Annotated in this window: 12 protein-coding genes; 2 read left to right on the top strand and 10 right to left on the bottom strand. The window is 56.3% G+C overall.

Annotated features, from left to right (window positions below; all coding sequences use genetic code 11):
• Nucleotides 1-268 precede the first annotated feature (268 nt).
• The 5 genes from TH30_RS16615 to TH30_RS16595 all read right to left on the bottom strand — a co-directional run bounded on the left by TH30_RS16615 (nt 269) and on the right by TH30_RS16595 (nt 4,917).
• A complete protein-coding gene (locus tag TH30_RS16615) occupies nt 269-1,093 on the bottom strand; it encodes an HNH endonuclease (protein ID WP_181850350.1) in 825 nt (274 codons plus the stop codon).
• A gap of 63 nt (nt 1,094-1,156) precedes the next feature.
• A complete protein-coding gene (locus TH30_RS22155) occupies nt 1,157-1,786 on the bottom strand; it encodes a hypothetical protein (protein ID WP_181850373.1) in 630 nt (209 codons plus the stop codon).
• Nucleotides 1,783-2,994: a YeeE/YedE family protein gene (locus tag TH30_RS16605; protein WP_114099226.1), complete on the bottom strand. Its 1,212-nt coding sequence runs from the start codon at nt 2,992-2,994 to the stop codon at nt 1,783-1,785. The genes TH30_RS22155 and TH30_RS16605 overlap by 4 nt, the downstream gene beginning before the upstream one ends.
• A gap of 106 nt (nt 2,995-3,100) precedes the next feature.
• Nucleotides 3,101-4,024 carry a sulfurtransferase gene (locus TH30_RS16600; RefSeq protein WP_114099225.1) on the bottom strand — a complete coding sequence of 308 codons (924 nt, stop codon included), beginning with the start codon at nt 4,022-4,024 and terminating at the stop codon, nt 3,101-3,103.
• A 152-nt stretch (nt 4,025-4,176) separates the two neighbouring features.
• Nucleotides 4,177-4,917 (bottom strand): TetR/AcrR family transcriptional regulator, encoded by a 741-nt coding sequence (locus TH30_RS16595; RefSeq protein ID WP_114099350.1) that lies wholly within the window; start codon nt 4,915-4,917, stop codon nt 4,177-4,179.
• A gap of 207 nt (nt 4,918-5,124) precedes the next feature.
• Here TH30_RS16595 and TH30_RS16590 point away from each other — a divergent pair, with 207 nt between their 5' ends.
• Together TH30_RS16590 and argE are read left to right on the top strand one after the other, a co-directional pair.
• Nucleotides 5,125-5,892, top strand: a complete 768-nt coding sequence (locus tag TH30_RS16590; RefSeq protein ID WP_114099224.1) for an NAD kinase — start codon at nt 5,125-5,127, stop codon at nt 5,890-5,892.
• Nucleotides 5,889-7,067, top strand: a complete 1,179-nt coding sequence (argE, locus tag TH30_RS16585; RefSeq protein ID WP_114099223.1) for an acetylornithine deacetylase — start codon at nt 5,889-5,891, stop codon at nt 7,065-7,067. The genes TH30_RS16590 and argE overlap by 4 nt, the downstream gene beginning before the upstream one ends.
• A 77-nt stretch (nt 7,068-7,144) precedes the next feature.
• On the opposite strand, the gene TH30_RS16580 is transcribed toward argE, so the two are convergent.
• From TH30_RS16580 to TH30_RS16560, 5 genes are all read right to left on the bottom strand, one after another.
• Nucleotides 7,145-7,837, bottom strand: coding sequence for a dienelactone hydrolase family protein (locus TH30_RS16580; RefSeq protein WP_114099222.1), 693 nt, complete (start codon nt 7,835-7,837; stop codon nt 7,145-7,147).
• 115 nt (nt 7,838-7,952) lie between these two features.
• The gene (locus TH30_RS16575) at nt 7,953-8,516 is read right to left on the bottom strand and encodes a sarcosine oxidase subunit gamma (RefSeq protein ID WP_181850348.1); all 564 of its coding nucleotides are present in this window, start codon (nt 8,514-8,516) and stop codon (nt 7,953-7,955) included.
• On the bottom strand, nt 8,509-11,484 hold the full coding sequence (locus tag TH30_RS16570) for a sarcosine oxidase subunit alpha family protein (RefSeq protein ID WP_114099220.1): 2,976 nt from the start codon (nt 11,482-11,484) through the stop codon (nt 8,509-8,511). Before TH30_RS16570 ends, TH30_RS16575 begins: the two co-directional genes overlap by 8 nt.
• Nucleotides 11,481-11,759, bottom strand: coding sequence for a sarcosine oxidase subunit delta (locus TH30_RS16565; protein ID WP_114099219.1), 279 nt, complete (start codon nt 11,757-11,759; stop codon nt 11,481-11,483). The genes TH30_RS16570 and TH30_RS16565 overlap by 4 nt, the downstream gene beginning before the upstream one ends.
• Before the next feature lie 22 nt (nt 11,760-11,781).
• A partial coding sequence (locus TH30_RS16560; protein WP_114099218.1) for a sarcosine oxidase subunit beta family protein occupies nt 11,782-12,854 on the bottom strand: 1,073 nt, incomplete at its 5' end.

Below are 12,854 nucleotides of genomic sequence, written 5' to 3'. Positions count from 1 at the left end.
AATTTAGTAATCAGGTCTGCGCCTTGCAGTTCTGGAAGTACCCGCGTAGCTGGACACTTCAATGCGTTCTTAGGTCAATCACTCAACAGTGGGGGACTTTCATCCCCTCTACGCTTCTGGAGCGATCAAATATCTGCGACACCATGCGCAGAGTTTTACCAGCTTGTCAAACGCCATATTTGTTACAGCCCCGCGTTTTACGCAAACAGGCCCGGCAGATTTGCGCGCTGACCTATAAAGGTCACGACATATTAGGCGCAATCTTCCCTCACTCCTTCCCTAACACCGGCTCGTTTTTCGCAAATGTATTTTCTCGATGCCAGTCAATTACTTCCGCTGAAGGGAGGTAGCGAAAGGGTTGTTCAATTTGCCGCCCCTCATGCACGATCAGTAGGTCATTTATAGCCTGATCATGCCTTCCTAACTTGTGCAGCCTTGGATCAAGCTCAATAGAAAAGCCACTCCCAAGCGTCCAGTACCCCTCATCAAACGCCTTGTGATGGTTACGACATAGCGACAAACCATTGTCCGGTCGCAATCGATACGTTTCATCTTGATGGTGAGGCTTGATGTGCGCCGCCTCTAATAGACGCACAAACTTCATGCGACAGACACAACACTGGAAATGATATCCAGATAGAACCGCGCGCCTAAAGAATCCTTGGTTTAAACGCTCTTCCCGGACACGCATAACCGTCGTCGCCCTACCGGATACATCGAATCCGATTTCTTGGTCTCTGAATCCGACTTGATTTTTATCCGCCTGAAACGACGTGGGATCTGAACTGATTTGATATTCGACCCGGTCAACAGCTCTTTCAATATCGTCAATCACACGCGCGGGCTGATTATGAAAGCGCGCCATTAACTCTCGATCTGCGGCACTGACATTTTTCAATCCTCCGCGATCAAGAGTAGGATCTAGGCTCGCAAAATTCCCAAGCTTCATGGCGATTGAGCCTGGCGTCCGACCTAATATCTCTGCAAGCTGAATGACATTCTTGTTCCGGGCATGGAACTGACCAAACTCAAGCTCAAAATAAAGCTTCAGCGCAGCATATCGCTCGTCATCAGTCCACTTTTTATTCGCCAACAGCATTTCTCCTAACCCTCTGGAAACGATAGATCTTTCCAGAGGGTTAGAAAATAGAAAATATCAGTTCGCCGAACAGGGGTTCGCTGCCCCGCACGGATTATAGGCTGCACAAGGGTTTGAAGCGGCACATGGATTAGCAGCCGGTGCTGGCGCACAAGGCGATGCGGCGCACGGGTTATGAGCCGCACACGGATTGGCAGCACCACAAGGATTATAGGCGGCACAGGGGTTTGCCGAGCACGGGTTCATTGCCCCTGCCCCGCATGGATTGCCAGCACTGCACGGACTACATAGACTGCACGGGTTGTACGCAGCGCAGGGATTGGCGGCCGCGCAAGGATTCCCGAGATTGCGCGGATTGAGGCGCGCCGCACAGGGATTTGCCGCCCCGCACGGGTTATAGGCCGCACACGGGTTGGCAGCACAGGGATTATATCCCGCCGCACAGGGGTTGTAACCCGCGCCGCATGGATTGGCGGCACACGGATTTGCGCCACACGGGTTCGCAGAACAAGGATTGGCTGCGCACGGATTTGCGCCTGCTGCCGGAAGCCTTGCCGGTGCCGGGTTAGAGATTGCCGGGTTGGAGATTGCCGGGATATTGGCGGTATGGCTGTAGTGATCAAGCGCGACACCACCGGTCGCAGCCAGGAATACCGCACCAAACAGAAATGTGTTTTTCTCGCTCATTTCCGGAACCCATCCATCCCAAAGACCGGACGCAGGGCGATACCGATCCAACTGCCAGCGAAGGCCAGCACAAACCACAGCCAGCCATGCACGCTGCCCGATGCGATGCCGCTAAAGAACGCACCGATATTGCAGCCAAACGCCAGACGCGCGCCATAGCCCATCAAAATCCCGCCGATTGCCGCCGCCACAAGCGATGCCATCGGCACGGAAACCTTGGGCGCGAATTTACCGGCAAGGGCAGCAGCAAAGGCCGCACCAATCACAATGCCGAAATTCATCACCGACGTATTGTCTTCAAGAACCGAATTGCCAAGCGCCTTGGCCGGACCGGCCCAGTTCCAGAACTCCCAGGTCTCGACCGGAATGCCGATGCCCTGGGCGATTTTCGCGCCCCAAAGACCAAAACCGAACGTAATCGACCATGGATGACCGGCGATCAGAAGTGTCGCGATATTAAGCCCCGCCAACAGCAAACCGGTCCAGACCAGCGGCCAGGGGCCATGGAACAGGCGCGCCAAACCGGCACGCGGCGCCTTGGGCGTTGCTTCAAGTGATCCATGCGCACGCTTTTCAACAATCACCGTAATCAGCGCTACCAATGCCAGACCACCAAAGGTCACGGCAAGTCCGCCGCCAACACCAAATTCACGTCCCAAGCTCATCGGCGGCAGGGCTGGCAATTCAAGCCACATCGGCAAATGCGCCGTACCGATCACCGCCCCGATGATGAAGAACACAAGGGTCAGCAACATGCGCGTACTGCCACCACCAACGGTAAACAGCGTGCCGGACCCGCATCCGCCGCCAAGCTGCATGCCAAGGCCAAACAAAAAGGCCCCCACCAGAACCGATGTCCCGACCGGCGCCACCGCCCCGACAATCGGATTGCCCAGCGGACTGCCAAGGGCGAGCATCGGAATAAAGGCCGCCGCCGCGACCGCGATCATCAAAAGCTGCGCGCGCATGGCGCGTCCACGCTTCTCGACCGAGAAACGCCGCCAGCCACCGGTGAAACCGAATGATGCATGATAAAGGGAAATGCCCAGCAATCCGCCAAGGCCATAAAGAACGGCCTGATGCAGATCCACGGCCTGCGCAATTGCGATGCCGACAATGACAAACAAGACCGCCGTAATCGCGGCCGGTCCCTTGTCAAAGTCAAAACCCGAAGCATCCGGGCGAACTTTAAGTGTCGTTTCTGACATGGTGACGCTCAGTAACGTTAAATGAAATCTTCAAACACGAACGGAACCGGGATCACCCCGGTTCCGTCCGAATGATATTGCCTGAAAGGCCGATAGACGTCCGGGCTTACTGCGGAATGACCATCTCGCGGCTCGGATCAGCGGCCCATTCGGTCATGGAACCATCATACATCGCAGTGTTTTTGTTGCCCATCACTTCGGACAGGCCAAACCACGCGACCGATGCCCAGTGACCGGTATTGCAATAGGTGATTTCCTTGGCATCCTTGGCGACACCGGCATCAGCAACCAGCTCTTCAATCACGTCAGACGCGACAAAGGCACCGTCCTTATCGCTATAGAATTCCGACTGCGCGATATTCTTGGCACCGGGAACCGCACCGGCACGGGCAACCACACCGCTTTTGGTTTCACCTTTATACTGCGATACCGGGCGCGCATCGATCAGGGCAACACCATTATCGCGCGCCTTGGCCACATCATCAGCGGTCGCCAGAAGTTCCGGGCGGAAATTGGCATTAAAGGCCACAATTGCCGGTGCAACCGCATCGGTCGAAACAGCCTTGCCTGCGGCAAGCCATGCACGCTGGCCACCATCAAGAATGGTCACGGCGTCATGCCCCAGAACCTTGAATGTCCAGTAGACACGGGTCGCCGCACCGAAATCCGAGCTGTTCTCACCGGCCGGGACCACAACAACCTGTTTGTCATTATCGATACCAAGCGATCCGATCCGGTTTGAGATCACATCAAGCGGCGGCAACATGCCGACAACATTGTCGACCTTTGCACGCCAGCCGAACTTGCCATAAGGCGCATAGACCGACCCCGGAATATGACCGGCATCATAAGGGCTGCCTTCTTTGGTCAGCGAACGGATATCGACAACAACCAGTGACGGGTTATCAAGATTTGCCTCAACCCAGTTGGCATCAACCAGGGGCTTTTCCGTCAGGCGTTCAGCCTGGGCTGCGCTGCCAGCAAAGGCAAATGCCACAACCGCAACTGCAGAAACGATAAGAGAGCGCATGGGGCCTGTCTCCATAATTCACTATATTCGAATAACTGTGAAACAGATGTAATCACCCCCAGAAAAATGTCAATAATTCTTTTACAACACAATTAATTTGTTTAATGAGGATATCTCAAAATATTTACCAATGTGAACGCCCACTACGCGCCCTAGGCAACCGGACGCAAATTATTCAGATAACGGGCAAATTCGCGGGCAAAGGCATCCTGGGTTTCGCGATTGCGCAAGGCAGGCGGGCGGGTCAGGAAACCGTGCAGGGATGCGATCATGAATTCCGCCACCGCCGAGGGCTCGACATCGGTGCGGACAGTCTTGTTAAATTGCGCCTTGCCAAGATGGGACGCCAAACCGCGCCGCCAGTACCGGTAAACCCCGTCAATGCGTTTGCGCAGCCCTTCATCAAGCTCCCCCGCCCCTGATGCCAGCCGCGCCAGCGGACAGCCACCTTCAAGCAGTTCGGGGGCATCTTCGCGGCCCAGCCGGTCAACCTGCGCCATCATGACAGGCAGGATATCGTCGACATCTTCAAGTTCGGCAAGCCAGACCGCGTCGACATAACCGGGCAGGCATTCCTCGATCACGGCATTGACCAGCTTGGCCTTTCCCGCGAAATGGTGATAAAGCGCGCCCTTGGTACAGCCACTGACATCAAGGATATTGGCAATCGATGCGCCGCCAAATCCGGCCCGGCGGACCTCGCCAAAGGCGGCATCCAGAAGCTTCTGCCGCGTCAGATCGGGATCGCGGACCCGCTTGGGCACAAGCGCGCCGTTTGCCAGCTCTTCAAGCTCCATGCTTTCATCGACTTCAAGCGTGCCCTCATCATAATGATCATCCGGGCGGGTGATCCGCGAAAGGGCAGCAGAGATACTGAAAGGTTCTTTGGACATTGCGCCGATCTGATGTGAAATGCTGTTATGTTTCAGGTTCCTCTCTTTTCCGGCCAAGGTCAACCTGACTGCCTGTATATTGCCAGTATATTGAATGCTTTGTGTGATCATATCGATGACGCAGCCCCTTGCAATTCAATGCAAAGCATACTCTATTGTTGGAAATGCCCGAACGCGGGCGCGCCCCAATGACACGTCGGATAGCAGATGCAGCTTGATTCCATCGCCTTCGTCGCGGCCGAAACCAAAATCGCACAGGATGCGATGTATCGGCTGAAACATCGATATGGCCACATTGCGCCCGACAAGGCCGATGTGATTGTCGCCCTTGGTGGCGATGGTTTCATGCTTGAAACCCTGCACCGCTATATGGGCCGCAAGGTGCCGATCTATGGCATGAACCGCGGCACGGTCGGGTTCCTGATGAATGAATTCCGCGAGATGGACCTGACCGATCGCATTGCCGAGGCCCAGACTGTCGAACTTCACCCCCTTCAGATGGAAGCCCACACCGTTTCTGGCGAAAGCCTGTGTGCGCTTGCCATTAACGAGGTTTCGCTTCTGCGCGAAACCCGTCAGGCTGCCAAGCTTCGCATCAAGGTCGACGGGGTGGAACGTCTGGCCGAACTGGTTTGCGATGGCGCGCTTGTTTGCACACCTGCGGGCAGTACGGCCTATAACCTGTCGGCCCATGGCCCGATCCTGCCGATGGGAAGTGGATTGCTGGCCTTAACCCCGATCAGCCCGTTTCGCCCGCGTCGCTGGCGTGGTGCGTTGCTGCCGCACGGGGCCGAAGTTGTGTTTACCATCGAAAACCCGGAAAAGCGCCCGGTATCGGCCGTCGCCGACTATACCGAGGTTCGCGATGTTTCCCATGTCAAGATCCGCGAAGATCGCAACATGAAGATCAAGCTTCTGTTTGATCCCGAACATAATCTTGAAGAGCGTATCCTTAAGGAACAATTCGTCGAATGACCACCGCCGCACTTGCACCGTCACAAGACACCATCGACTGGTGCCGCAAACTGATTGCCCACCCGTCTGTCAGCATGACCCCGAACATGGCCCTGATCGAAGAGGTCAAAGCCTTTCTCGACGGGCTTGGCTATGAAACCCTTGTTGTGCGTGACGAAAGCAACAGCAAGGCCAATCTCTATGCCACCATCGGGCCAGAAGTGAGTGGCGGCGTGATCCTGTCCGGGCACAGCGACGTTGTCCCGACCGAGGGACAGAACTGGGCATCTGATCCCTATGTGATCGACATTCGCGATGGCAAGCTCTATGGCCGCGGATCCTGCGATATGAAGGGCTTCCTCGCCTGCCTTCTGGCCAAGGCCGAGACCTTCAAGAATGCCGATCTGCGCGTACCGATCCATCTGGCCTTCACCTATGATGAGGAAGTCGGCTGTCTGGGCGTGCCAAGTCTGGTTGAGGCAATCAATAACCTGCCCCGCAAACCCGCCATGTGCATTGTAGGTGAACCGACCGAGATGAAGGTCATCACCCAGCATAAGGGCAAATATTCCGCCCGCGCGCATTTCACCGGTCGGTCCGGGCATTCATCGCTTCCGGGCGAAGGTGTTAACGCTGTTGAATTCGCCTCGGAATTTGTGGTCTTCCTGCGCAAGCTTGGCCGCAAATGCCGCGACGAAGGCCCGCATGATGACGAGTTTGTCCCCAATCACACCACCTTCCATACCGGCGTGATCAAGGGCGGCACGCAGCTGAACATCATTCCGCAGAATTGCTTTGTCGATTTCGAGTTCCGCAATCTGCCCAATGATGACCGCGATGCGCTTAAGGCGCAGATTTTTGACTATCTCGACACGGTCCTGATCCCGGAAATGCGCGAGACCTATGACGATGTCGGGGTCGAGATCGAAGTGGTTTCCGATATGCCAGGCCTTGCCACCGGCGATGACGAGGAAGTCACCAAACTGGTCATGGCGCTTACCGGCGCCAACACCACCGGCAAGGTCAGCTTTGGCACCGAAGCCGGGGTCTTCTCCGCGATGGGCGATATTCCGACCGTGGTTTGCGGTCCGGGTAATATCGAACAGGCGCACAAGCCCGACGAGTTCATCGAACTTGATCAGCTGGGGCGCTGCGAAGTGTTTCTTGATAAATTGCTTGCCGTTCTCGTCAAGTAACCGGCACAGACCTTGCGCATATAAAAAGGGCTGCGAATATCGCAGCCCTTTGTCGTTTCGGCCCGTTGGTCTTGCGATCAGACCAGATTGGCCTCAAAGAATTCCGCCGTGCGGCCATTGGCGGTTTCGGCATCGGCCGCGTCATAATGCGCCCCGCCCTTGCGGGCAAAGGCATGATCACGGCCCGGATAGATATGAAGCTCGGTCAATGGATGATCACCAAGCGCTTCCTTGATGACCTCCTGTGCCTCGGCCGGGATATATTCATCATTGCCTGCCAGATGCACGATCAGCGGCTTTTTGATGTTATCGGCTTCAGCCATGTAATTATTCATGCCGCCCCCGTAATAGGCCGCAAAGGCATCACCATCGGTCCGCGTTGCCGACAGGAAGGTCAGCAACCCGCCAAGGCAGAAGCCAACAACCCCGACCTTGCCATTGGCCCCCTCAATACCGCGTGCGGCTTTCATGGTTGCCGCAATATCTTCAACACCCTTATCGACATTGAATGCCTGATAATAGCCAAAGGCCTGCTTCCATTCGGCCTCGGACTTGTCGGTAATATCGATGCCCGGCTCGATCCGCCAGAACAGATCCGGACAAACCGCTATATAGCCCTGCTTGGCATAATCATCAGCAATGCCGCGCATCACCGCATTCACACCAAAGATTTCCTGAATAACCACAACAACCGGTGCCGGAAGCGTGGCAGGCATGGCCACATAGGCCTCAAACGAACCGTCCGGTGTGGTCACATTCAGCTTTGTCATCGCAATCGTCCTCCTTGTTTTGATCTTTATGTCCAATCAGTTATGCCCTGAATACGACATCACAAGGGTTCATGGTCAAAAAACGTAACCACCCATCACGACAAGACCACTCTCCCTAGCCTGCATGCGGTCCGTTGAACTCGGCGGCCATCTGATGAAGCTCATGCCACAGGCTGACCGCAAAGCTTCGCAGCACCATGATTTCAAAGCAATCATCATCGGTCCGCGTGATCATCGCCCCGATATGCCCGATCTGGGTCATCGCCGATGCGCCGACCACAAAGACACCATCAGCAAGATCAATCATCGCGCCCTTTGCCAGAACATCGCGCACCTGCGGGCCGGAAATCATGATCCGCACCCGCCCGTGGGTCTGATCCGAAATCGCATATTCACCGGGTATCTGGCCGCTTATTTCGGCAAAGCGGCCCTGGGATACATCACAATCCCCGACCCAGAACCATTGCCCTGGCGATGGCGACCGAAGTGTCGCGCCAAGTTCCGGTGCAATATCTGAAATCAGCTTGGTCAGATGCGCCGCATCTGCCTTGGCATTGCCCTTACCCAGAACATGAGTGACAAATCCCGTGGCAATCGGTGCGATATGCACCGCTGCATGGCCGTTGGCATCGGCCTTGGCCGGGAACGGCGAGACATTATTAAGCAGGAAATCACGCATGGAGCTTCTCATTCTCTGGATCGACAAAGGCCGGATTGCAAATGACACCGGTGATGCTGGCCCCGGCAAGCCCGTTCCAGATCACGACTTCCTCGCCATATCGTTCAGGCCCGCCCTTTACCAGGGCAAGACCAATGGCATGACCAAGGCTTGGCGAATAACACATCGACGTCACATAGCCCTGATCATTGGCAAGGCTGACCGCATCCCCGATTTTCAGGATATGCGATCCGGTCGCGAATTTATCACTTGGTGATTTCGGCTTGACCCCGACCAGTGCCGGGCGCATCGGATCAACAAGACCTTCGCGCAGGTTCATCACCCGGCCGATGAAATCATCCTTCTTGGCTGAAACCATCCGCCCCATGCCCAGATCGGCAGGCGTCACCGTGCCGTTGATTTCGGCATGGGTGACATGGCCCTTTTCAATCCGCATCACGCCAAGTGCCTCGGTACCATAAGGCGCGATACCGAATGCCTCGCCCGCCACCATGATGGCATCGGCAACGCTTTCGCCAAATCCGGCCGGAACCGCGATTTCATAGGCAAGCTCGCCCGAGAACGAAATACGGAACAACCGGCCCCTAAGCCGCCCACCAAACATCGACACTTCACGCGCCGCAAGGAACGGGAACGCCTCGTTGGAAATGTCGTCATCAATGATTTGCGCCAGAACATCACGCGCCTTTGGTCCGGCAACCGCCATCTGCGCCCACTGATCGGTGGCAGAAGCCAAACGCACATCAAGGTCGGGCCACAAAACTTGCGCACAAAACTCAAGATGGGTCAGAACACCGGCGGCAAGGGCGGTTGTGGTGGTCATGAAGTAATGATTTTCGGCCAAACAACTCGTCGTGCCGTCATCATACACAAAGCCGTCCTCGCGCAGCATGATGCCATAGCGCGCCTTGCCGACCGGTAATTTCAGGAACGCATTGCAATAAACCCGGTTAAGGAACTCTGCCGCATCTGCGCCAAAAATCTCGATCTTGCCAAGGGTCGAAACATCACAAATACCGACATTTTCGCGCACATTAAGGACTTCACGATCCACACTGTCGCGCCAGAATGTCTCGCCGTCTTTCGGGAACCAGCTTGATCTGTACCAAAGCCCGGTTTCAACAAACTTTGCCCCGTTGCGCGCAGCCCAACCATGCAGCGGCGATTTGCGTACAGGCTGGAATTCAAACCCCTTGGACGCACCAACAAGCGCACCGAACGACACCGGCGTATAGAACGGGCGGAATGTGGTGGTGCCGATGTCGCCGGGCGTAACCCCCTTGTTTTGCGCAAGAATACCAATCGCATTCACATTCGATGTCTTGCCCTGATCGGTCGCCATACCGTTTGTCGTATAACGCTTGGCAAGCTCGACATGATCATATCCCTCGCGCATCGCAAGATTGATATCACCCGCCGTCACATCGTTCTGGTAATCGACAAATGCCTTACCCTTGCTTGATGGTACGGACCAGATCGCCATCGTGTTGGGCGCACTGGCAGTGACACCTTCCACCCCGGCAAGACGGACTGGTTCCGCACCAAATCCAAGACCGTCCAGAACCGGCAGCACGGCCTTTGCCCCGGCATCGAAACAGGCAACAACGCCTTCACACCCTGCCACCGCACCGGCGGGCACCATGCCGTCGCACTGTTCCGGCGGCATGAAACCGGCATACTCATCCGACCAGACCGGCTTTGCCCCGCGATGACAGGCCAGATGAACAATCGGGCTATAGCCTCCCGAAACTGCGAGCGCATCCACCGCAATCACCTCGTCGCGACCATCATCATGACGGACCGTGACGGCCTTGATCGCACGGCGTCCGGCAGTATCACGAACCATGGCCCCGGCAATCAGCCGCGCCTTGCCGTTAAAATCAATATCCGGGCAACTGCGCGGATCAATGATCGCGGCAACCTCGATCCCGCGCGCTTCAAGATCAATCGCGGTCTGATAGGCCTGATTGTTATTGGCAAACAGTGCCACCCGTTTGCCCGGTGCAACACCAAAGGCATTAAGGTATGTGCGCATCGCACCTGCCGTCATCACGCCGGGGCGATCATTACCGCCAAACACAATCGGGCGTTCTTCTGCCCCGGTCGCCAGAATGACATGCCCGGCGACAATACGCCAAAGCCGTTCCATCGCCCGATCCGGATTGATCGCCTGTTCTGGCAGATGCTTTTGCACGCGTTCGACCGCGGCAAAGACCTGATCATCATAGGCACCGAAAACGGTGGTGCGTTTCCTGATCTCGACATTGGGCAGGGCATGAAGCTCGCCAACAATATCGGCCAGAACCGCGTCGGCTGCTTTATCCCCGATCAAACCGCCCTCGGCCAGCATCCCGCCGCCAAGCTGAGCCCCTTCATCGGCAATGATCACACGTGCCCCGGCCCGACCGGCCGTAAGGGCGGCGGCAAGTCCGGCTGGCCCGGCACCGATGACCAGCACATCGCAATGCGCCCAGCATTTCTCGTAATAGCCGGGATCGGGATCATAGCTTGCCCGACCAAGACCGGCGGCCTTGCGGATCAGGGGTTCATAAACCTTTTCCCAAAATGCCGCAGGCCACATGAATGTCTTGTAATAGAACCCCGCCCCCAAAAGCGGCCCCAACAGACCATTCATCGCGCCGATATCAAAATTCACATTCGGCCAGCAATTCTGTGATCTGGCTTCCAGCCCGTCAAACAGTTCGGCCATGGTCGCACGCGTATTGGGATCACGCCGCCCGTCACGCCCGATGGTCAAAAGCGCATTGGGTTCCGCCGCCCCGGCGGTCAGGATGCCGCGCGGACGATGATATTTGAAACTGCGCCCGACCAGTTGTTTGCCATTGGCAAGCAGCGCGGACGCAACCGTATCGCCGCCAAAGCCAGCAAGCTTTTCACCATTAAAGGTAAAACTGCGCACATCATCACGGTCAATCAGGGTGCCGCTATCAATCCGGAAACTGGTCATGCCTGCCCCTCCGTCTTCAGGGTACTGGCATCAACCACGTCGCCGGTTTCATGGGTCACAGTGTTTCGATCCAGAACCAGCCAGCGACGGCATCCGCCGGAATGGTGCCAGTATTCCCGATGCTGGCCGCGCGGATTGTCGCGCAGATAGACATGATCAAACCAGGTGCCTTCATCTGCACCGGCATGTGGTCGCGGGGTTGCGACCTCACCACGGATGGTAAATTCCTCACGGGGGCGAAGGCCGCAATGGGGACATTTGACAAGACTGCTCATTTCCAAATTCCTTTTGCGACAATCAGTGCAGGTTGGCCTGGGCACCGACGCCCTTTTCATCAAGCAGATATCCGCGCGCAAACCGGTCCATGCGGAATGCGGTTGCGGTTTCATGCGGCGTGTCCGTTGCCAGCAAATGGGCATAGCAATATCCCGATGCCGGGGTTGCCTTGAACCCGCCATAGCACCAGCCACCATTGAAATAGAGATTGGAAAGATGGGTACGATCCATGATCGGGGATCCATCCATGCTCATATCCATGATCCCGCCCCAGCTGCGCAGGATGCGCACCCGCGACAGGGCCGGGATCATCGCCATTCCGGCCTCGGCCACATGTTCGACACAGGCAAGGTTCCCGCGCTGGGCATAGGAATTATAGCCTTCGATATCGCCGCCAAATACCAGCCCGCCCTTATCAGACTGCGACACATAAAAATGCCCGGCCCCGAATGTGACGACCGTATCGATAAACGGCTTCAGCCCCTCGGACACAAAGGCCTGAAGCGCGTGACTTTCAATGGGAAGGCGCATATCGACCATCCGCGCCACATGACTTGAACTGCCTGCCACCGCCATGGCGAGCTTGTTGCATTTGATCGCCCCGCGCGTGGTCTGAACACCGGTGATCTGATCGCCATCGCGGTCAATCGCGGTAACTTCGCAATTCTGGATGATATCGACACCGTTCTGATCGGCGCCGCGCGCAAAACCCCATGCCACCGCATCATGGCGCACCGTGCCACCACGGGCCTGCATCAGCCCGCCCATGATCGGAAAGCGCGCATTTTCATAATCCAGAAATGGCAGCTTTTCACGCAGCTGGTCACGGTTAAGAAGCTCAGCATCGACCCCGTGCAGGCGCATGGCATTGCCGCGCCGGGTATAGGCATCTCGCTGCGCGTCGGAATGATACAGATTGATCACCCCGCGCTGGGACACCATGGCGTTGAAATTGAAATCCTGTTCCAGCCCTTCCCACAGCTTCATCGAGAATTCGTAAAACGGGTTGTTGCCTTCAAGCAGGTAGTTCGACCGGATAATTGTGGTATTGCGCCCGATATTGCCCGATCCGAGATACCCTTTTTCAAGGACCG

It is taken from the genome of Thalassospira profundimaris, from assembly GCF_003326795.1.
GTDB classification, from domain to species: domain Bacteria; phylum Pseudomonadota; class Alphaproteobacteria; order Rhodospirillales; family Thalassospiraceae; genus Thalassospira; species Thalassospira profundimaris_C.
The sequence above is the reverse complement of the archived record's forward strand: the minus strand, read 5'-3'. Positions and strand labels throughout refer to the sequence as shown.

What these genes read in the sequence shown, in the direction of transcription:
- TH30_RS22155 (WP_181850373.1), bottom strand. Translation starts at nt 1,786, where the DNA reads ATGAGCGAGAAAAACACATTTCTGTTTGGTGCGGTATTCCTGGCTGCG.
- TH30_RS16590 (WP_114099224.1), top strand. Translation starts at nt 5,125, where the DNA reads ATGCAGCTTGATTCCATCGCCTTCGTCGCGGCCGAAACCAAAATCGCA.
- TH30_RS16580 (WP_114099222.1), bottom strand. Translation starts at nt 7,837, where the DNA reads ATGACAAAGCTGAATGTGACCACACCGGACGGTTCGTTTGAGGCCTAT.
- TH30_RS16600 (WP_114099225.1), bottom strand. Translation starts at nt 4,024, where the DNA reads ATGCGCTCTCTTATCGTTTCTGCAGTTGCGGTTGTGGCATTTGCCTTT.
- TH30_RS16595 (WP_114099350.1), bottom strand. Translation starts at nt 4,917, where the DNA reads ATGTCCAAAGAACCTTTCAGTATCTCTGCTGCCCTTTCGCGGATCACC.
- argE (WP_114099223.1), top strand. Translation starts at nt 5,889, where the DNA reads ATGACCACCGCCGCACTTGCACCGTCACAAGACACCATCGACTGGTGC.
- TH30_RS16605 (WP_114099226.1), bottom strand. Translation starts at nt 2,994, where the DNA reads ATGTCAGAAACGACACTTAAAGTTCGCCCGGATGCTTCGGGTTTTGAC.
- TH30_RS16570 (WP_114099220.1), bottom strand. Translation starts at nt 11,484, where the DNA reads ATGACCAGTTTCCGGATTGATAGCGGCACCCTGATTGACCGTGATGAT.
- TH30_RS16575 (WP_181850348.1), bottom strand. Translation starts at nt 8,516, where the DNA reads ATGCGTGATTTCCTGCTTAATAATGTCTCGCCGTTCCCGGCCAAGGCC.
- TH30_RS16565 (WP_114099219.1), bottom strand. Translation starts at nt 11,759, where the DNA reads ATGAGCAGTCTTGTCAAATGTCCCCATTGCGGCCTTCGCCCCCGTGAG.